Source organism: Vibrio sp. B7 (genome assembly GCF_963888765.1).
Taxonomy (GTDB): domain Bacteria; phylum Pseudomonadota; class Gammaproteobacteria; order Enterobacterales; family Vibrionaceae; genus Vibrio; species Vibrio anguillarum.
Genome location: NZ_CAWPKR010000001.1, coordinates 43,757 through 64,008, shown reverse-complemented (window position 1 = coordinate 64,008; position 20,252 = coordinate 43,757). Strand labels below are relative to the sequence as shown.

Here is a 20,252-nt window from a genome sequence, read left to right as displayed (position 1 = left end):
CTCAATAGGATGGTTGATTAACTGTGGGTAGGGTGTGAATAACATCAAATTACTCAGCCTAAGCGAGCGTGGTATGTGTTTTTTTTGGTCATACTCACATTCTGATCTAGAGAATGTCGTTTTGTGTTACATACAAGACATCAAACTTGGGTGCGGATCTGATCTCGCCGGTGGGCAACGGTGAGTTGAACCGACAGATCGGCAACTAAGAGCTCAACGTTTGAGGGGGAGGCAAGATGCCTTCGCTCATGTCCTGACAGATTAAGATATACCTCTTCGGGTAAATCATGCGTATCTTCAGGCAAATAGGCGAGTACTTCAGGAGTCAAGTAGTGGCTGAGTTTCGCACTGGCGAGTCCTCCGTGATGGAAAAGCTCGGCCTGTTTTGCTGAAACAGCGTAAGAGCTTTGGTCGGAACGCAGTGCTTGAGGCTCCGTAAGCTCAAATCGCTTACGTAACAATTCATCGCTAGTGGGTGGGTTTTCAATACGTTCAACAGGAGTGTTGTCGCGTACATCGTTAGAAAACATCGACAGTATGAGTGCAAAGTCCGCACGGCGTCCTTGCTGGACAGCATGGCTTAGCCCCGAGCCAAATTGAAGCTCGTTTATAATACTGGCTTTATCTAATGTATGTACTTGCATTTGCCTCTCCAACCGATGCACTTTTAGCGGCGAGAAAGCAGATAACTTTAGATAAAATAACAAAAAAGCCTGCGACAAAGCAGGCTTTTCATATGACTAAATACCAATCCAAGGGGAAAAGGTTATTTTGCTAGGTTTTCTGCAACGAATGCCCAGTTAACCAGTGCCCAGAAACCATTCATGTAGTCAGGTCGTAGGTTACGGTAATCGATGTAGTAAGCGTGTTCCCACAGATCAACCGTCAGTAGCGGAGTCACACCTTCGTGAGTCAGTGGTGTGGCTGCATTTGAAGTGTTGATGATCTCTAAAGAACCATCCGCATTTTTCACCAACCAAGTCCAAGATGAACCAAAGTTATTGATCGCTGAGTCAGTGAATTTTGCTTTAAAAGCTTCAAAAGAACCAAATGCGGCGCTGATTGCGTCTGCAACGGCACCTGTTGGTTCGCCACCTGCATTTGGTGCAAGGCAGTGCCAATAGAAGGTGTGGTTCCAAATTTGAGCGGCGTTATTAAATACGCCACCAGTTGAAGTCTTGATGATCTCTTCGAGAGATTTACCTTCAAATTCAGTGCCAGGGATAAGGCCGTTAAGCTTCACAACGTAAGTGTTGTGGTGCTTACCGTGGTGGAAATCTAGTGTTTCGGCTGAAATGTGTGGTTCTAGAGCGTCTTTAGCGTAAGGCAAAGCTGGTAATTCGAATGACATTGCTCGATTCTCCGTTGTGTAGAAAGAGTGAAGGTCTCTTTCAGTAGCTTCCAGATATTATAATGATATTCGTCGATACGACTGACTTGAAGGTATTTTAGCAAGTTTTTACTTTATTAAAAGTCCTAATGTTGAAAATTGTTGTATAGGCAGGATATCCATAAATAATATGTGCTTTTTATTCTCTATTAATGATTTAGAATGTCAGTAACAAACCGCACTATCCCCATTAAGAGGAAGCAATGGAAACTATTGATAAAATTAAACAGCAACTTGAAGAAAATGCCATTCTGCTATACATGAAAGGCTCTCCTAAGCTACCAAGTTGCGGATTCTCTTCTCAAGCTGCGCAGGCTTTGATGGCTTGCGGTGAGAAATTTGCTTATGTGGATATTCTGCAAAACCCAGATATCCGCGCTGAGCTGCCTGTATACGCACAGTGGCCTACTTTTCCACAATTGTGGATTGAAGGTGAGTTGATTGGTGGTTGTGACATCATTATCGAAATGTTCCAAAAAGGCGAACTGCAACCTTTAGTGAAAGAAGCCGCTGCACGTGCAGGCAATGAAGAGTAATACTGTATAAAATAACAGTTTTTCTTGATTTATTAAGGTCACATTGGTTAATGTGGCCTTATTTTTTGCGTTGATTTGAGTTTATGACCCGTTTATTCATTGCTGAAAAGCCCAGCTTAGGGCGCGCTATAGCCGATGCTCTGCCGAAACCACACAAGAAAGATCAAGGTTTCATTCGTTGTGCGAATGGCGACATCGTTACTTGGTGTATTGGGCATTTACTCGAGCAAGTTGAGCCGGATGTTTATGATGAACGCTATAAAAAGTGGAATTTACTCGACTTACCTATCATTCCTTCACAGTGGCAGCTTAGACCGCGCAAAACATCGAGCAAACAGTTGACTGTGATTCGTCAGCTTTTGAAAGAAGCATCGCAAATTATCCATGCAGGAGACCCGGATCGTGAAGGGCAACTATTAGTTGATGAAGTGATTGATTATTGCAAAGTAAGCCAAAGTAAAAAAGAGCAAGCATTGCGGCTACTGATCAGCGATTTAAACCTTCCAGCCGTGCAGCGTGCACTGAAACAGATGCGCAGTAACCGCGAATTCATCCCTTTATCGGTTTCAGCGCTCGCGCGTTCAAGAGCCGATTGGTTGTATGGCATGAATATGTCACGGGCTTATACTTTGCTGGGGCAGAAAGCGGGCTATCATGGTGTCTTGTCGGTTGGACGGGTACAAACTCCTATTCTAGGGCTTGTGGTACGTCGGGATGAGGAGATAGAAAACTTCATTCCGCGAGACTATTTTACATTACATGCGTTAATCCCTTATCAAACTGATCAAGTGGCGTTTGATATCCGTGCGCGCTGGAAACCCAGCGATGCTTGCCAGCCGTGGCAAGATGAAGAAGGGCGAGTCTTAAACCGCAAGTTGGTGGAAAATGTCGCACAGCGCATCGCAGGGCAACCCGCCACAGTGATTGAAGCCGAACAAAAGCAAACTAAGCAAGCCGCGCCGTTACCTTATTCCTTATCTGCACTGCAAATTGATGCAGCGAAGCGCTTTGCAATGAGTGCCCAGCAAGTGTTAGACACTTGCCAATCTCTGTATGAGAAGCATAAATTAATCACCTATCCGCGCTCAGATTGTCGTTACTTACCACAAGAACATTACGCTCAAGCTTCGTCAGTAACTCAAGCTATCGCGTGCAACGCCAAAGAGTTGTTAACGGCGGTCAGTGGCGCAAACTTAGCTCTTAAATCCAAAGCATGGAACGATAAGAAAGTGGACGCGCACCATGCCATTATTCCCACACCAAAGCAGGCATCCGTCAATGTCTTGTCGGGAAATGAGATGAAAATATACCAATTGATTGCGCGCCAATACTTGATGCAATTTTATCCCGCCGCCGTGTACGCCGAAGCCAAGCTGGTGTTTGATATTGCGGGTGGCTTTTTTGTTGCGTCAGGGCGACAACTGGTTGAAACCGGTTGGAAGAGTTTGTTAGGCAAAGTCGATGAAGAAGAGAACGGAGTCGATACCGTTCCACCACTGAGTAAAGGGACGGTGCTGACGTGTCGAGAAGGGGAGATTCACGATCGAAAAACCGAGCCTCCTCGTCATTTTACTGAAGCGACTTTGCTACAAGCGATGACGGGAATTGCTCGCTATGTTGAAGATAAAGAGCTGAAAAAAATCTTACGTGAAACCGATGGTTTGGGTACGGAAGCGACGCGAGCGGGGATCCTTGACACTTTATTCAAGCGGCAACTCTTAACACGTCAAGGTAAACTGATTCTAAGCTCGTCAGCGGGAAGGGGTTTAATTCATGCGCTGCCAAATGAATCAACTTATCCTGATATGACCGCCCATTGGGAGCATCAATTGCAAGCGATGGCTGAACGTGGGCAAGCGTATCAACCCTTTATGCAAGTGCTGCAAGAGCGCATTATTCAGATCATGGAACAGGCGAAATCGGGCGCAGTGCCAGAGTCGCTTCGCTCATTGCCCAAAGTGGAGCGCCCTGCATTCAAACGAAAGATACGTAAATCCAGCAAAACCACGCGTTATCAACGTAATTCGGCTCAATAAAATGACATCAAAGAATCGGTCGCTAAGTAAGCTGAGGCCTGCGAATTAGGTAAGATATTCACCGACCTGACGAGCTAATTATCACATTTTCGATAAAAAAGGCTGGTATCCCAATCGGTTACATTGTCAGTCACTTTGCCGACAAGTGGTAGTAAACGCCACGCCTCGCGCTCTTGAAAAGGGTGGCTTGTTATCACGGCAAAACCAGCAATACAGCATCTTCCACCTTTAGAACGGATAAACTGGGCAATCGAGCTGACCGCTTCTTCACTGTAGGATTCAATCTTATAGAGATGGCTCATACATTTCTCCTCTCTAACCATGTCATTAATTACGACATAACCGCTGAATAATGGGAAGCATATTTGATGCCAGTTTCTAAAAAATACACCTTTGGTATGTGATGAATGGAGAGGGTACTTATCTAATGAATGGCAACTGGTGCGTGGAATAAAATATCAGTATGAGAAAATGATGTTAATCAGATACGAAAAAGCCGCTGTAAAAACAGCGGCTTTTCTTAAAAGTGGCGGAGAGATAGGGATTTGAACCCTAGGATAGCTATTAACCATCGCCGGTTTTCAAGACCGGTGCTTTAAACCACTCAGCCATCTCTCCGTGTGGTGCGCATAATAGCGAGGCAATTTTACTTTGTAAAGTCTTGAGCTGATCGTTTGCTGGTTTTGTATACAATTGACGATAATTTTCCACTAACTAATGGCTTGATTCTTAGCGCCTTGTTGGAGAAAAAATGTACATTAATGCGTGCTTCGTTATGGCGCATTTTTTATTTGGTTGCTGGCTTAACGGTGAATTCTTACGATGTTTGCCTGATGCTCTCTTGTAGTATCAGGCTACCGGAGTTTCATAAATGGAATGTTATTTCTTTTTTATGCTTTTATGTTCATATAATGCTTGAACCTCTGGGAATGACGGGTAACAAGCTAAAACTGGCAGGGAAATGGTACTAAACCTGAACCATAGCCAAAAGATGGCTTTCTTGACCCTGCGCAAGGTGAGGAGTAATTTGCAGCTTCCTGTGTTTAAGGCACTGCTTCCATTTCCAATCATTAAGTACAGAGTGTTTGCAGGAGTTTATCTTGCACTCACCTATGCTGATGATTGAAATCAGTCAATAAAAAGAACCATGCTAGAAGAAACGACAACCAATGACCCTCATGATGCTCAACCTGAGGGGACTGAACGCATTTATCGCCAACGTTTTGATTCCAAAATAGGGTTTCAAAATGAATACGATATTCTTGCTATTGAAGAGCCTTTACAAATCAGTTTGCAATGGAATGATACGGTTACTAACAAGCTGCATATCGAAGAGTGGAGCATGACAATGCGAACGCCCGGTGACGATGCCCATCTCATCGGTGGCTTACTTTACACGCAGCAAGTGATCGATTCATATGACCATATACTCAATATGGAATTGGTTGACGACGAATCACGCCATGGCCAGAATCACTGGTTGGTCACGCTCAATCATCCATACACTGATGTGATTCAGCATCAGGCCCGTCGTTATATGAGCCAGTCGAGCTGTGGCATTTGCGGTATGACATCCATCCGAGCCTTGAGTTTGAGGCGAGAAATTCGTGTTGATGATAGCCCGAAATGGCTCTCTTCTGATGTTGTTATTGCGCTTCCTAATCTGCTTCTTGCTCATCAACCACTGTTTGCAAAAACGGGGGCGGTGCATGGTGCGGGTTACTTCGTGCATGGCGAGTTGATTGCCGTTGCCGAAGATGTGGGCCGCCATAACGCAGTGGATAAGTTGATTGGTCGAATTTTGAGTGAGCAACGTTGGCACCCGCAAGGGGTATTGATTCTTAGCGGCCGAGTGAGTTTTGAGTTAATGCAAAAAGCGGCCATTGCTGGCATTTCAGTGGTGGTGGCTGTTGGTGCGCCATCACGTTTAGCGCTCGATATGGCGCGTCAGTTCGATATGACACTGATTGGTTTTATCAAAAAAAATCAGTTCAATATATACCATGGTCATGCACGTTTGCAGTCAGTGAAAGAGTGAGAAGAAGAATATGAGTATTAAACAATATACCGGTTCGGCTGGTGGTTGGGGAGCGCTAAAAAGCACCGCGCATCATCTATTGAAAAGTCATAATGTTGCCAAAAATATTTCCAATCTTTTAAAAACCAACCAAGACCATGGTTTTGACTGTCCGGGCTGTGCTTGGGGTGAAAAACATGTCCCAGGGCGTTTTCGTTTTTGCGAAAATGGCGCTAAGGCCGTCAACTGGGAAGCCACTTCTCGACGCGTTGGGGCGGATTTCTTTAGGCAATATTCGGTCACTTGGCTCAATAAGCAGAGCGACTATTTTCTCGAATCTCAAGGGCGTTTAGCGGAACCAATGCGCTATAACGCTCAAACGGATCACTATGAGCCAATCTGCTGGGATGAGGCGTTTGCACTGGTTGCACAACACCTCAATCAACTCGCTAGTCCAAATCAGGCGGAATTTTATACATCAGGCCGCGCGAGTAATGAAGCTGCATTTCTATACCAGTTGTTTGCGCGCCGGTTTGGTACCAATAATTTTCCTGATTGCTCAAACATGTGCCATGAAGCTACGAGCGTCGCCTTGGTTCGCTCGATTGGCATTGGTAAGGGAACTGTGACTATTGAGGATTTTGAAGAATCCGATGCGATTCTTTTATTTGGACAAAACCCAGGAACGAATCACCCTCGTATGTTGGAAACACTGGCGTCAGCCTATAAGCGTGGCGCTCGGGTTGTTGCGTTTAATAATTTAAAAGAGCGAGGATTGGAGCGTTTTACTAACCCGCAAAATCCTTTTGAAATGTTAAGCAATGGTTCAACACCGACCACTAGCCATTATTTCACTCCTAAATTAGGCGGAGACATGGCGGCGGTTCGTGGCTTGGTGAAAATTCTTCTTGCTCGTCATCAGCAAGCACAGGCCAGCGGTGAATCGATATTCGACCTTGATTTCATTGCCCAGCATACCGAAGGGATGGAGTCTTATTTAGCCATGGTGCAGGCTACGCCGTGGTCAAGTATTATTGAACAATCTGGACTCACGCAACAAGATCTAGAGCTGGTGGCAGATATTTACCAAGGCGCTAAACGCGTGATCGTAACTTGGGCAATGGGGGTGACTCAGCATAAGCATTCGGTGGCAACCATACAAGAGTTGGTCAATCTACAATTACTGTTTGGCCAAATTGGTAAGGATGGTTCTGGGGTATGTCCTGTCCGTGGCCACTCAAATGTGCAAGGTGACCGCACGGTTGGAATTAATGAAAAACCGCCTGCATTTCTACTCGACAATATTGAAAAAGTACTGGGCTTTACGCCACCAAAAGCGCATGGCCATAACGTAGTTAATGCTATTGAGGCGATGCTACGGGGTGAAAGTAGAGTCTTTATCGGTTTAGGAGGAAACCTCGTTGCTGCTGCGCCCGATACCGAGCGTGTCGCACAAGCAATGAAAAACTGTAATTTGACCGTAAACATTGCGACTAAACTGAATCGGAGCCATGTCAACCCGGGCAAGGATGCGTTGATCCTGCCTTGTTTAGGTCGGACAGATATTGATATTCAGGCTCAGGGGCCACAGAAAATTACCGTTGAAGACTCATTCTCCATGGTTCATGCCTCTTCTGGGCGAATTGATGTTACAGGAGAGATGATGCGCTCAGAGCCTGCCATTATCGCAGGAATGGCAAAAGCGACCTTAGGGGAGGGAAATCCAATCGATTGGCAATCCATGGCCGATAATTACGATAACATTCGAGATTTGATTGAAAAGATTATCCCAGGATTTGCCAATTTTAATCAGCGGCTCAAAGGGCCTGGCGGTTTTTATCTTGGTAATTCAGCGCGTGAATTTAATTGGAAAACGCCCACAGGAAAAGCGCAGATAAGCAGTAATGCACTTCCTGAATCTATCGTTCCGCTTAAAACTCAGCAGATGACCAAGAAACCGATTTTTGTGTTGCAGACGATGCGTTCGCACGATCAGTACAACACCACGGTTTACGGTTTGGATGATCGTTACCGAGGTGTATTTGGCGAACGTAATGTCATCTTCATGAATGAAAAAGATATTGAGCAGCTGCAATTAAAAGCGGGTGAACGAGTCGATATTGAGACACTGTGGGATGATGGTATTAAACGTGAAATTTTGGGCTTCAAAGTGGTCGCCTATGTAATTCCTCAAGGGAATGTAGCGGCCTATTTCCCTGAGGCAAATGCACTCATTCCATTGAGCAGTAAAGGCGACTTTAGTGATACCCCGACATCAAAATCTATTGCCGTTGTCATTCACCCAACCAAAGTTGCACCACCGTTAGTTCAAACAGACTAAAAAATCAGATACTAAAGCAAAAAAGAGAGCCGAAGCTCTCTTTTTTTAGGTGTATGGTCGGACTGAGAGGATTTGAACCTCCGACCCCCGACACCCCATGACGGTGCGCTACCAAGCTGCGCTACAGTCCGATTGGCGTAATCTAATCATTTATCCCTTTAGCGTCAAGAGATAATCTTGCTAACGACCTGATTTAATTATCTTTGGCGTAAAATCTCTGCAATTCAGTTAAGCCTTGCATCAGTACTGGTAACGCTGGGCTAGAGTCTTTCTGACGTTGATAGTTTTCATCAAACAGCTTGAAGTTGCCAAATTTATCAATGAGAGTCGTTTGAGTATCGGTAATCAAAGCTAATTCACGGGCATCACCGGCTAAAATCCACTTCCTTTTGTTTTCATCAAACAAGTTTCTACCACTGCTAAATTCAATAGGGTTGGATGAAGCACCTAACAGATCCTGTAAAAGCGTGACTGAAAAATCTAAGTGACTTGAACGGTGTGAGTATTCCCCTGCCATTTTCCCAGGCCAATGGATGATCATCGGCACTTGTAACTGGTATCGGCTGTAATTGCTGTTAGCACCCCAGCTGTTGGTTTTTGTCTCGTTAAACTCCGCGCCATGATTTGAGGTGATCACAATCAGCGTATTGTCTTGCAATTGTAATTCGTCAATCTTAGTGAGCAGCAGGCCTATTTCTTGGTCGGCTGCATTGACCGAGTTATTGTAACCAGCACGCAGGCGATCGCTGGCACTACCTTTACTTGACCGAGGGTCAAAGTCATTAAAGTTGTCAACGGTCGTCAATTCCAAATAGCTGAACCAGGGTTGTTCGGTTTGCTCGGATACCCATTTATGCCAGCGTTGTATAGTTTGGTTATCTGTGCTCGATTCTTGATCAAAAGGAGCTTTAGAGACCGTTAAAGTGCGGAAAATCGTCTCTTCGTATAAGGTGTCGTCAAAATTATCGCCACTAAAGAGGCCAAACTGATAATTCTGTTTTTTCAATACATCTATCAGTATCGGAGGGGTACCTTGTGAACGAATGGCGTTGGCATAACTGCTTGGCAATCCATAAAATAAGCCAAAGATCCCAAACATGTCATTACTCGAGCTGTAATGATTATTAAACTTCAAATTTTCTGTCGCAAATTGGTAAGTGTTGGGCATGATTTCAGCTGTCAGCACATCACTTCTTAAATTATTGACACTCACTAGCAAAATATTGAGATTATTTGCTCTGCGGCCAAATTGAAGAGGCTCAAGAGGATAACGAACAATGTTAAGGTTCTCTTCATTATCCTTCAAACGCTTTAAGTACACATCACGATCAAATAGACCGTGTTTTTCCATGAACGATTTTGCCGTCATTGGATAGGAGAGCGGGAAGTTTGATTTTTGGCTAGTCACTGATGTTTCTAAATACGCATCAGACCAAACGTAAATAAGGTGGCTGGTAATAAAACTAATGAAAAATACCGCCGCGATGGGTCGGCCAACGTGTTTATGCGATAGTTTTCGCTGCTTACGCCAAACCCACTCCGAAAGCCCAAGTTGTAAGAGGAAAATGAGCGGCATGACCACAAACAGATGCTGTAAGTCGGCGGTGATAGCGCTGGTCTCATCGCTAAAAAGCAGTTCCCATACAATCGGTGTTAAGTGCAGGTTGATTGCTTGATAAGCTTGGGTATCGATTAATAAGAGTGTGAGTCCTAACGTTGCAAAACAGACCGCCACGAAGCGAAATAGTTTGCGCGACGGAATGATGAATGTCAGAGGGAATAAAACCAGCAGATAGAGTGCAAAGACCAAAAATCCAAAATGGCCGACCCAAGACACAGCTAAATAAAACTGCCCCAATAAGGTTTCAGGCCATGGTGATTGTACGATATATCGAGTACCAATAAGCATTGCTGCAATGATATTGAAGAAAGCAAACCAATGCCCCCAACCAACCAACCGTGATACGCGTTCACCGTATGTATTTTCGCTATCTGCCATGTGATTTTCTATCTATGCATTCTATTAGTGAGTAGTAGTTTCTAAAGACGACATCAATGCCTGAGCAAATTTTTCCGCAATCGCCTTACGCTGTGAAACGGCAACGTTTTGGTTTAAGACATTCGTTGCAATGTTTCCCGCAATCATGAGAGTAAGCTCAGGGGAAGCACTATGTTTAGCGAGGATGGCAGCAACTTCTGTCAGGATATTTTCAATTCTTTCGTCGCTGTATTTAGATGTAATAGGCATAAAGACTCTAATGATGATAGTAAAAGCGGCTTATGATAACCTACAATGCCTTACAACTGAAACCAGAACGATGATAATTTCACTATGAGTCTTCACCTTTCCAACGTGATTTTGCACCAATTAAGCAAAAACGAGCAAGATGAGTTGGTGGTTAAATACCGCTCTCAATCTTTAGATAATGATACGTCTGCCGAAAATTTAGTGGCTGAGTTGCATCGCGTGTTTAATTCGAAAGCGAGCAAAGGTTTTGGTTCGTTTAAGTCGGACAGTGATTTTCAAACTTGGTTGCAAGAACTTCGTCAAGGTGAGCGTGATTTTTACGATTTTTCACAAATCAGTGCTCAACGGCTGAAAGATGAATTATCAAAGTATCCGTTTGCTGATGAAGGGATCTTAGTGATGGCCGAATATCAGTCACTGGCTACTGATTACCTATTTATTGGGCTTTTACCTCTCAACCAAAGTTTGAAAGTAACAGAGGGGCTCGACATTAGCGCGACAGATTATCTTGATATCAACAAAATGGATATCGCGGCGCGTCTTGACCTCTCAAGTTTTGAAACGGACAAAAACTCAAACCGCTACCTTGCCTATATCAAAGGTCGCGTTGGTCGAAAAGTGTCGGATTTCTTTCTTGATTTTCTGCAAGCCGATGTCGGGTTAGATACCAAAGTGCAAAATCAAGTACTGATGCAAGCGGTACAGGATTTTTGCACGGATTCTAAGCTAGAAAAAGATGAAGCGATCGGTTACAAGAAGCAGGTTTACGATTACTGCAATGAGCAAATTAAAGCCGGTGAAGAGGTTCATATTCGTGAGTTGTCTGGTGAATTACCTGCTAGCCAAGACGGCACGGGTTTTTTCGAATATACGCAGGCACATGGCTATGAACTGGAAGAGAGCTTTCCTGGTGATCGTTCTACCGTGCGTAAACTGACCAAGTTTGTCGGTGCAGGGGGCGGTTTGAATGTGAGCTTTGATAGCTTGTTATTGGGAGAGCGTATTTTTTATGATCCTGAAAGCGACACGTTAACCATCAAAGGCACGCCACCGAATTTAAGAGAACAGTTAACGCGCCAGCGTTAATCGTTTACCACTAAGAGAGCTTGATATGGCTCTCTTTTTTGTCTTTTCTCCCGATGTACAACTCAGCACGGTCCAAACTTTAGGTTTATGCTTGTATTAATTACAAGTACAAATTGGTAATCACAGTGTTTGGGCAAAAGAAATCAAAACGATTCAGCGTGAGATCGTATGGAGTGATTCTGTTTGGCTGGTTAATCTCCGTTGGTCTTGTGTTTTGGCAAAGCCATTTAAGCTACCAAGCCATGCATGCGGTGAAAGAGTTACATTACAGTGTTGAAGAACTTAAAAGTTCACTCTATTTTAAAGAGCCTTATCGTTCGACGCGAGCGAATGATATCGCGCTGAATGTGCAGCTACTCTATTCACTTAGGCTACAGCTGGAAGTTGAGCTCCGAGATTTTTCATGGCGACCAGATATTCAGCAATTGCTCCATGTGACTGATCGCTATATCACACTGACCAAATCGTATTTGTCGATTGAGCTTAATATTCAACCCTTGGTTGAACGCCTACAAGTGCTGCGCGATAATCCCACTAATTCAGAACAACTCAAGCAAATGTATGTGGTGTTAGGCGCTTATGTATTTGAAGCGATGTTCAGTGACACTGAGCAAAATCCGGGCATCTATCGAGCATTAGATAAACTCTACGTGGATGGGCAATCTTTACCAGCCATTCAGAAAAAAGAGTTAGAGCAGACATTAGCACAAGCGTCTGATTTACTGAATCAATACGCCCAAGGTGCACGTTTGGTCGACAATTTAATCAATCACTCTATTTACAATCAGCTTATCCATGTTGAAAACCAATACCATCGTCTTTTAAACATCTATGCTTATCTTGTCACGGGGTTAAGTGGTGGTGTTATGCTATTGCTGGGTTGGTTGATGTTTCGGTCATCAGTTTTAACTCGTTCTCATGTTAATAAAGTTCCCAGTGCTGCGAAAGAGGATGCGTCATCTGAGATAAATCCCAGTCGTGTTTTGTCTACAGAAGAACCACAGGTGGAAACATCGGATCTTTCTGATGATTTGGCCATCGATATTGAATCCATGCTCATAACTCTCAATGGCGATGTTGAGTCTGTCACTCTGCTGTTGAGCGTATTTATACAAGATCATCAGCATGATGCCACTGAATTGAAAAGATTGGTGCATTCTGATTTGGAGGCCGCTCAGCGCCGAGCACATAGCCTGAAAGGCGTCGCGGGCAATCTTGGTTGCCGTTCACTCAAGCAGATAGCGTCAGAAATAGAGCTGCGACTTAGCCAGAAGCAACGACCTACGGAGAGTCAACTGGGGTTATTAACGACGCAATTAGCGGCCGCTATAGCCAGTGCGCAACACTACCTTGATCAAAGAAAACGATAAGCCAGTTCTATCGTATCAGCTTTAAATGGTGATTCTGCTTGTAGTAAAAAAGAGCTCAGTTGAGCTCTTTTTAATGGTTTTTTAGTTCAATGACCTTTGCAATACTCTGCTAGGCTGACTGTTGGTTGAGAACCGGTGCTTGTTCAGCACTGTCGGCTGGTGCAGTAGGTTCACATTTATCAACAAACCAACCCATGTAAGAGGTAAAAATGGTCACCAAAATACAGACAAAGCTTAGCCACATAAAGGGGGCATATGAGAGCGTTGCAACGCCTAGAATGCTCGCCATGTAGATGCCATTATCGCTCCATGGCACCATACCGGAGGTGAGTGTGCCACCAAATTCAGCGTTACGTGATAGGTTCTTACGCTGATAGCCTAAACGGTCATAGTTCTTGGCACAGATTTTAGGGGTCAGGATGAGTGAAACATACATAGCTGAGCCAAAAACGTTGCCCATAAATGCAGTACCAATGGTACTGGTTGCCAGTGAACCTGCGCTTGTCACGCGGCGCTCAAATAGTTTTGCGATGGTTTCAAGCACACCCACTTTATCTAGCAATCCACCAAACCCGAGACCAAAGACAATCACGGCTACAGAACCAAGCATAGAGGACATGCCGCCTCGGTTTAAGATTGAGTCAATGAAGCCAACGCCAGATTCAATATTGTAAGGTGCCCATGCGGTATTGAAAGCTTGCAAGAAGTCTACGTCTTGGATCATCACAGCCCAAATGATGCCCAGCAATGAACCAAAGCTAATTACAGGAAACGAAGGCATTCTCATCGCAAGCAAGCCGAGTACAATCAGCACTGGCACAAAAGAGTATGGGGTAATGTAAAACTGCTGTTCCATCGCCTCAATCACGCTTTGTACTTGAGACATGTCTACGTTACCCGCATAGTGGAAACCAAATAAGGTAAACATGATACCCGTGATCACGTAGCTGATAAGCGCTATCGGCAGCATACCTTTAATGTGCTCCATCACTTCAACGTTAGACATCGAAGACGCCAGAATAACGGAATCAGATAATGGCGACATTTTGTCACCAAAGTAACAACCTGAAAGTACTGCGCCAGCGGTGATTGGTGCTGGAACGCCAAGACCCTGACCAATCCCCATCATGGCAATCCCCGCGGTACCAGCTGCCCCCCATGAGGTTCCAGTTGCTAAAGCGGTGAGAGAACAGATGATCATCGTTGCAAGAAGGAAAATAGAAGGATGGATTGCTTGAAGACCGTAGTAAATTATGGTCGGCACGATCCCGCCGGAGATCCAAGTACCAACTAATGCGCCAACAGCTAAAAGTATCAACACGGCACCTAAACCATTAGAAATACCATTCAGTGCTGCTTTTTCTAATTCTTTATATTGGTGACCTAAACGAACACCGAGCACAATAATGATGAACCAGCCAATGTATAAGGCCAGTTGGATAGGGAGATCGAGTTGAGCTGTAAACGAAAACGCGAGTAACAAAAACAAGCCTAGAGCAATAATTACTTGAATTAAGCTAGGTAGGCGTTGAGGGGCTTGCGTCATAAAAGAGCCTCTTGTCAGATTTATGATCTAAGGACAGAACGGTGCCCTTATTGAGTTCGATCGCACTTTACAATAGTTAGCATAATATATCGACATCAAACACCTCGGATGTGATTTATGTCGTTCAAATGGTTAATCCTCGATGTTAAATGTTGATAATAGTTAAATTTAGTGGTTGTAAATGTTTTGTAGTGTGGGCTTTTTGTGTAACAAGAACGTGATTATTTAGCGTTTCGTTGATTATTGAATGCTGAATCATAGTGCGGTTGAGTGATTTTTAGGCTTAAATGTGTTTTTTACAAAACTGGCTACGCAGAAAGAAAAAGTTACCACTTTTACTAAGAAAGTCTTGAGATTTTATGCTGAACCACTTATAGATGGAGCAATAAATTTTCATTTTAGATACATGGAGAGTGAGCGCGATGAGAGTAGGTTTAGTGGGTTGGCGTGGTATGGTCGGTTCTGTACTGATGCAGCGTATGGTTGAAGAAAATGACTTTGACTTGATCGAACCGGTTTTCTTTAGCACATCTCAAATTGGTATTCCTGCCCCAACGGTGCCTTCTAAGAAAGGCAATCATCATACAGGGTTACTGCAAGATGCTTACGATATTGATAGCCTCAAACAATTAGATGCCATCATCACCTGTCAAGGTGGTAGCTACACTGAAAAAATGTACCCAGCGCTGCGTCAAGCGGGTTGGAAAGGTTACTGGATTGATGCTGCATCTACCTTACGGATGGATAAACAATCAATCATCACTTTAGATCCGGTCAACTTGACACAAATTCAGCACGGCATCCATTCAGGAACCAATACCTTTGTTGGCGGTAACTGCACAGTCAGTTTAATGCTTATGGCATTAGGCGGCCTTTATGAGAAAGGTTTGGTCGAGTGGATGAGCGCAATGACCTACCAAGCAGCTTCGGGTGCTGGCGCTCAAAATATGCGCGAGTTGATCTCGCAAATGGGAGTAATTAACGATGCGGTGAGCTCTGAATTGGCTAATCCATCGAGCTCAATTCTTGACATCGACAGAAAAGTGGCTGAAACCATGCGATCACCTTCTTTTCCTACCGAGCAGTTTGGTGCACCACTAGCGGGTTCATTAATCCCTTGGATTGACGTCAAACGCGACAATGGTCAAAGCAAAGAAGAGTGGAAAGCGGGCGTTGAAGCTAATAAAATTCTGGGACTTCAATCGTCACCGATCCCGATTGATGGAACCTGTGTTCGTATTGGCGCAATGCGCTGCCACTCACAAGCATTAACCATCAAGCTGAAGAAAAATGTTCCGCTTGATGAAATCGAAGAGATGATCGCTACGCACAATGATTGGGTGAAAGTTATTCCAAACGAGCGCGATATTACCGCACGTGAATTGAGCCCTGCCAAAGTCACTGGCACCTTGTCAGTTCCCGTAGGACGTTTGCGTAAAATGTCTATGGGTGATGATTTCTTAAATGCGTTTACGGTGGGTGACCAATTATTGTGGGGAGCTGCTGAGCCGCTTCGCCGTACTTTGCGGATCATTCTGGCTGAAAAACAGTAAAGATGGATCTCGGTTTAAAACTACCTGAGTAAAAATACAAAAAGGGCGCTTTATGCAAAGCGCCCTTTTTTTTATGTTTTTATGCTTTTTGTCTGTAGTAACAGTGACGATGTTAACCGCGGTTATGCAAGGCCAGGAAATAAATTTCTGAGCCCATTGGCAATAAACTCAATACCGAGTGCGCCGAGTATCAAACCCATGATCCGCGTAATCACGTTGATACCCGTTTGACCTAAGAAGCGGACAATATAGGGCGCTGAGCGAAACAGCAGCCAAGAGCTTAAACTAAATAACACCACAGTGATTATAATACCCACGGTATCGAACATGCTTGGGTAGCGAGAGCCATACACTATGGTTGAACTGATGGCACCCGGTCCTGCCATTAAAGGCATAGCGAGTGGCACAACCCCAATTTGTTCACGGCTAATGTATTCAGATTTCTCTTGTTTGTTTTGTTTATCTTCACCCAATTTACCGCTCATCATCGAAAACGCGATGCTCAGCAGCAATAGGCCACCAGCTACTCGAAACGAATCTAAAGAGATACTAAACATATCCAGTAACATCTGCCCAGCAAGCAGTGCGGTAATCAAAATTATTGCCACAGCAATATTCGCTGTAGCCGCCGTTTTGTGTTTCTCTTCTTGCGTCATATGCCCAGTGAGAGAGACAAATATTGGCATAATCCCCACGGGGTTCACAGCGGCTACAAGGCCTAAGAAAAACTGCAGGAAAATGGCTAACTCAAAGGTTTGCATGGCATTTATCTCTAATGGATCATTTCGATGAAATATTACGTGGCTAATGTAAGCGAAAGCAAAGGATAGCACGAATGAAAAAAACTAAAGCGATTGGGGTTTTATTGCTGAGAAAAACTAATTCAATGAAGAAAACGTTTTACAATTGTTTTTCTAATGTATGTGAGTGGTGTTGTTTTTTGCTCAACTGTTAACATCTGCACATTTTTAATAAAATTAGTGCTCCTAGCTGGTGGTAAAAGTGAGAGTCGATATACTCTCAGTAGCACGTAAAATGAGGTGTGTTCATTCATCTATCGCTCAAAAATGAAACTTTTTTACAGATTGTTGTAGTTTTTATAGTTTTCGTTGTTTAAGTAAATGTTTTTTATTCATTTAATTATCTATATGTTTTTTGTTTGTTTTCAGTGTCTTGTGGGCGATTTTGTAGGGTGGTTACCCCTAATTGGGTAATTAGTTTTTGAGAACTGATCTGAGTCAATTTTTTTCACACTCTGAAATATTATACTCAGTCCTGAAAGCAATTTACTAAGTCTGTCATTGTTTAAGCTGTTGAGAAAAAACAAAAACACAAAGCTGCAAACTTAATAAAGAGTTTTTAACATTTTTCTATTTTTAGGAGATCCATTATGCCTGTAACTAATTTAGCTGAACTTGATGCTCTAGTAGCGCGCGTTAAAGCGGCTCAAGCAGAATTCTCTACTTACTCTCAAGAGCAAGTAGATAAAATTTTCCGCGCAGCATCATTAGCAGCTAACCAAGCTCGTATCCCTCTAGCGCAACAAGCGGTAGCGGAATCAGGCATGGGTATTGTTGAGGATAAAGTAATCAAGAACCACTTTGCGTCTGAGTTCATCTACAACAAATACAAAGACGAAAAAACGTGTGGCATTCTTGAAGAAGATAAAAACCTAGGCACGATGACTATCGCTGAGCCTGTAGGCATCATCTGCGGTATCGTTCCAACCACTAACCCTACTTCTACTGCAATCTTCAAATCTCTCATCTCTTTGAAGACTCGTAACGGTATCATCTTCTCGCCACACCCACGTGCGAAAAATTCAACTAACGATGCAGCTAAACTCGTGTTAGATGCAGCAGTTGCAGCTGGCGCGCCAAAAGATATCATCGGCTGGATTGATCAACCTTCAGTTGAGCTATCTAACGCGCTAATGAAGCACGAAGGTATTGCACTTATCCTTGCAACAGGTGGTCCTGGCATGGTGAAAGCGGCTTACTCGTCAGGTAAACCAGCAATCGGTGTAGGTGCAGGTAACGTTCCAGTTGTAATCGACGAAACGGCAGACATCAAACGTGCAGTTGCTTCTGTTCTTATGTCTAAAACATTCGATAACGGTGTGGTATGTGCTTCTGAGCAAGCGGTTATCGTTATGGACGAAGTGTATGACGAAGTAAAAGAACGTTTCGCGAGCCATAAAGCGCATGTTTTAAGTAAAGCAGACGCAGACAAAGTACGTAAGGTACTGCTTATCGATGGCGCACTAAACGCGAAAATCGTAGGCCAACCAGCAACAGCCATCGCTGAAATGGCGGGCGTTAAAGTTCCAGCAGATACTAAAATCCTTGTCGGTGAAGGTATTGGCGAAGTTTCTTATGACGATGAATTCGCACATGAAAAACTTTCTCCAACACTTGGCATGTTCCGTGCGACTTCTTTCGAGAACGCGGTAGAACAAGCCGTAAGAATGGTAGAAATCGGCGGTATCGGCCACACTTCTGGTCTATACACTAACCAAGACGTTAATGCAGACCGTATCCGTTACTTTGGTGACAAAATGAAGACGGCGCGTATTCTTGTAAACATCCCAACCACTCATGGTGGTATTGGTGACCTTTACAACTTTAACGTTGCACCATCTCTAACGCTAGGTTGTGGTTCTTGGGGTGGTAACTCAATTTCTGAGAACGTAGGTCCTAAGCACCTAATCAACAAGAAAACTGTTGCGAAGCGAGCTGAAAACATGTTGTGGCATAAACTACCTAAGTCAATTTACTTCCGTCGTGGTAGCCTTCCAATCGCTATGAGCGATCTTGAAGGCAAAAAACGCGCATTCCTAGTTACTGACCGTTTCCTATTCAACAACGGTTATGCAGACGACGTAGTGACTCTGCTGAAGTCAAACGGTATGGAAGTTCAAACATTCTTTGATGTAGAAGCTGATCCAACTCTATCTGTCGTAGAGAAAGGCGCTGAAGCAATGAAGAGTTTCCAACCAGACGTGATTCTAGCACTTGGTGGTGGTTCACCAATGGATGCGGCGAAGATCATGTGGGTTATGTATGAGCACCCAGAAACTCACTTTGAAGAGCTTGCAATGCGCTTTATGGATATCCGTAAACGTATCTACAAGTTCCCTAAAATGGGTCAAAAAGCAGAATTGGTTTGTATCACGACTACTTCAGGTACAGGTTCAGAAGTCACACCATTTGCCGTTGTAACAGACGACAAAACAGGTGCTAAATACCCACTAGCGGATTATGAGCTAACACCTAACATGGCTATCGTTGATGCGAACCTTGTGATGAATATGCCTAAGTCTCTAACGGCATTTGGTGGTTACGATGCTGTGACTCACGCTCTTGAAGCCTATGTATCTGTTCTTGCGAACGAATACTCTGATGGTCAAGCTCTACAAGCACTTAAGATGCTGAAAGAGTACCTACCATCAAGCTACAAAAATGGCGCAGCAGACCCAATTGCTCGTGAAAAAGTGCACAATGCAGCGACTATCGCAGGTATTGCTTTTGCTAACGCGTTCTTAGGTGTATGTCACTCTATGGCGCACAAGATCGGTGCTGAGTTCCACATCCCGCACGGCCTTGCTAACGCATTGCTTATCTCTAACGTTGTGCGCTATAACGCGAATGATAACCCAACCAAACAAACTGCGTTCTCTCAATACGACCGTCCACAAGCACGCCGTCGTTACGCTGAAGTGGCTGACCACTTAGGCTTGAGCCAAGCGGGCGACCGTACTGCTCAGAAGATTGAACGTCTACTGACTTGGTTGGAAGAGCTGAAGAAAGATCTCGACATCCCGCTATCTATCCAAGCGGCTGGCGTGAATGAAGCGGATTTCCTCGCAAAAGTTGACGTGCTATCAGTTGAAGCGTTTGATGACCAATGTACTGGTGCAAACCCACGCTACCCACTGATTTCTGAGCTAAAAGAAGTACTTCTTGCGGCTTACTATGGTACAGCGTTTGTTGAAGGTGAAACTTTCGAAGGCACTACCGTTATCAAGAAGAAAGATGACCAAAAACCAGCAAAGAAAAAGTAAGCTGAGTTATTGAGAGATTTTCGCTAGCACGAAACAATCTCTATCGGGAAAAGATAAAGCCTCACC

The 20,252-nt window shown here is 44.0% G+C and carries 15 protein-coding genes and 2 tRNA genes; 8 read left to right on the top strand and 9 right to left on the bottom strand.

Going from position 1 to position 20,252, the window contains the following annotated elements:
* Positions 1 to 140: 140 nt before the first annotated feature.
* Positions 141 to 644 (bottom strand): VC2046/SO_2500 family protein, encoded by a 504-nt coding sequence (locus tag AACV32_RS00295; protein ID WP_026028396.1) that lies wholly within the window; start codon positions 642 to 644, stop codon positions 141 to 143.
* A gap of 122 nt (positions 645 to 766) precedes the next feature.
* A complete protein-coding gene (sodB, locus tag AACV32_RS00290) occupies positions 767 to 1,351 on the bottom strand; it encodes a superoxide dismutase [Fe] (RefSeq protein WP_017049115.1) in 585 nt (194 codons plus the stop codon).
* A 242-nt stretch (positions 1,352 to 1,593) separates the two neighbouring features.
* Between sodB and AACV32_RS00285 the strand changes: the two genes are divergently transcribed.
* Together AACV32_RS00285 and AACV32_RS00280 are read left to right on the top strand one after the other, a co-directional pair.
* Positions 1,594 to 1,926, top strand: a complete 333-nt coding sequence (locus tag AACV32_RS00285; protein ID WP_010318865.1) for a Grx4 family monothiol glutaredoxin — start codon at positions 1,594 to 1,596, stop codon at positions 1,924 to 1,926.
* A gap of 83 nt (positions 1,927 to 2,009) precedes the next feature.
* Positions 2,010 to 3,962, top strand: a complete 1,953-nt coding sequence (locus AACV32_RS00280; protein ID WP_017049114.1) for a DNA topoisomerase III — start codon at positions 2,010 to 2,012, stop codon at positions 3,960 to 3,962.
* 74 nt (positions 3,963 to 4,036) lie between these two features.
* Here AACV32_RS00280 and AACV32_RS00275 read toward each other — a convergent pair whose 3' ends face one another.
* Positions 4,037 to 4,264, bottom strand: coding sequence for a hypothetical protein (locus AACV32_RS00275; protein ID WP_026028272.1), 228 nt, complete (start codon positions 4,262 to 4,264; stop codon positions 4,037 to 4,039).
* A 225-nt stretch (positions 4,265 to 4,489) separates the two neighbouring features.
* Positions 4,490 to 4,580, bottom strand: a tRNA-Ser gene (locus AACV32_RS00270).
* Between the two features lie 529 nt (positions 4,581 to 5,109).
* Between AACV32_RS00270 and AACV32_RS00265 the strand changes: the two genes are divergently transcribed.
* Positions 5,110 to 6,000 (top strand): formate dehydrogenase accessory sulfurtransferase FdhD, encoded by an 891-nt coding sequence (locus AACV32_RS00265; protein WP_170895545.1) that lies wholly within the window; start codon positions 5,110 to 5,112, stop codon positions 5,998 to 6,000.
* Between the two features lie 10 nt (positions 6,001 to 6,010).
* Positions 6,011 to 8,320, top strand: coding sequence for an FdhF/YdeP family oxidoreductase (locus tag AACV32_RS00260; protein WP_017049112.1), 2,310 nt, complete (start codon positions 6,011 to 6,013; stop codon positions 8,318 to 8,320).
* 54 nt (positions 8,321 to 8,374) lie between these two features.
* On the opposite strand, the gene AACV32_RS00255 is transcribed toward AACV32_RS00260, so the two are convergent.
* The 3 genes from AACV32_RS00255 to AACV32_RS00245 form a co-directional block, all read right to left on the bottom strand.
* Positions 8,375 to 8,451, bottom strand: a tRNA-Pro gene (locus AACV32_RS00255).
* 62 nt (positions 8,452 to 8,513) lie between these two features.
* Positions 8,514 to 10,319: a DUF3413 domain-containing protein gene (locus tag AACV32_RS00250; RefSeq protein WP_017049110.1), complete on the bottom strand. Its 1,806-nt coding sequence runs from the start codon at positions 10,317 to 10,319 to the stop codon at positions 8,514 to 8,516.
* Between the two features lie 24 nt (positions 10,320 to 10,343).
* Positions 10,344 to 10,568, bottom strand: coding sequence for a YejL family protein (locus tag AACV32_RS00245; protein ID WP_170895544.1), 225 nt, complete (start codon positions 10,566 to 10,568; stop codon positions 10,344 to 10,346).
* Positions 10,569 to 10,652: 84 nt separating this feature from the next.
* Here AACV32_RS00245 and yejK point away from each other — a divergent pair, with 84 nt between their 5' ends.
* Positions 10,653 to 11,654, top strand: a complete 1,002-nt coding sequence (gene yejK / locus AACV32_RS00240; protein WP_017042553.1) for a nucleoid-associated protein YejK — start codon at positions 10,653 to 10,655, stop codon at positions 11,652 to 11,654.
* Between the two features lie 173 nt (positions 11,655 to 11,827).
* Complete coding sequence (locus AACV32_RS00235; protein ID WP_017049109.1) at positions 11,828 to 13,024, top strand: Hpt domain-containing protein; 1,197 nt, start codon at positions 11,828 to 11,830, stop codon at positions 13,022 to 13,024.
* 109 nt (positions 13,025 to 13,133) lie between these two features.
* On the opposite strand, the gene nhaC is transcribed toward AACV32_RS00235, so the two are convergent.
* Positions 13,134 to 14,570 carry a Na+/H+ antiporter NhaC gene (nhaC, locus tag AACV32_RS00230; RefSeq protein WP_017048541.1) on the bottom strand — a complete coding sequence of 479 codons (1,437 nt, stop codon included), beginning with the start codon at positions 14,568 to 14,570 and terminating at the stop codon, positions 13,134 to 13,136.
* Positions 14,571 to 14,992: 422 nt separating this feature from the next.
* On the opposite strand from nhaC, the gene asd reads away from it, so the two are divergent.
* Complete coding sequence (gene asd, locus AACV32_RS00225; protein WP_026028395.1) at positions 14,993 to 16,123, top strand: aspartate-semialdehyde dehydrogenase; 1,131 nt, start codon at positions 14,993 to 14,995, stop codon at positions 16,121 to 16,123.
* Positions 16,124 to 16,245: 122 nt separating this feature from the next.
* On the opposite strand, the gene AACV32_RS00220 is transcribed toward asd, so the two are convergent.
* Positions 16,246 to 16,884, bottom strand: coding sequence for a YchE family NAAT transporter (locus AACV32_RS00220; RefSeq protein WP_010318853.1), 639 nt, complete (start codon positions 16,882 to 16,884; stop codon positions 16,246 to 16,248).
* 629 nt (positions 16,885 to 17,513) lie between these two features.
* On the opposite strand from AACV32_RS00220, the gene adhE reads away from it, so the two are divergent.
* Positions 17,514 to 20,186, top strand: coding sequence for a bifunctional acetaldehyde-CoA/alcohol dehydrogenase (gene adhE, locus AACV32_RS00215; protein ID WP_013856398.1), 2,673 nt, complete (start codon positions 17,514 to 17,516; stop codon positions 20,184 to 20,186).
* The last annotated feature ends 66 nt before the right edge of the window (positions 20,187 to 20,252 follow it).